We start from the raw sequence: 626 nt of genomic DNA on the forward strand, positions 1-626 counted from the left end.
CACGGACGTCCGAAGGTGTCGGTGACGACGACCGCGAGGCGGACGCCGAGCCGCTCCTGCAGCGCGCACGCAGCGCGGGCGGACGCGTCCGGTCGAGCGGCAGCAGCAGCACGGTGCCCTCGGGGGTGTTGCTGGCGTCGACGCCCGCGGCGGCCATGACGAACCCCTGGCGATTCTGCACGATGCGGGTCACGCCGCCGGGGTGCTCGCGCCGCGCGACCACACGGACGGTCTCGGCCGTGATGGCGTCCTCGCGGTCGTCGGCCGCGACGACCCGTCCCTCGGCCTTGGAGACGACCTTGCTGGAGACGGCCACGACGTCGCCGTCGCGCAGCGTCGCGCCGGCCGCCTCGGCCACGAGCGCGGCCAGGTCGTCACCGGGGGAGACCTCGGGGATGCCGCGCAGCGGCCAGATCGTCAGGGCGTCGTCCACGCCCCCAGCATGCCGAGGACCCCGTGGCCGGTGCCACGGGGTCCTCGGTCGAGCGTCGTCGAGCGACTACTTCTCGTTGATCTTCAGCTCGCTGGTGAGCGCGTCGTCCAGCGCGCCGTTGCCGGTTCTGGGCCGTCGGTGCTGGCCGACGCCGGCGGGACGGTGGCGCCCGTGCCGGTCGGCGCCGGGGGGC

At 75.4% G+C, this 626-nt stretch carries 1 protein-coding gene; it reads right to left on the reverse strand.

The window, feature by feature from the left end; genetic code table 11:
• The coding region (locus AC2W7G_RS18005; RefSeq protein ID WP_485869636.1) for a coenzyme F420-0:L-glutamate ligase at positions 1-433 on the reverse strand (433 nt) is incomplete at its 3' end.
• Positions 434-626: the final 193 nt, after the last annotated feature.

This window comes from Aeromicrobium sp. PFPM2_SD2, assembly GCF_057364525.1.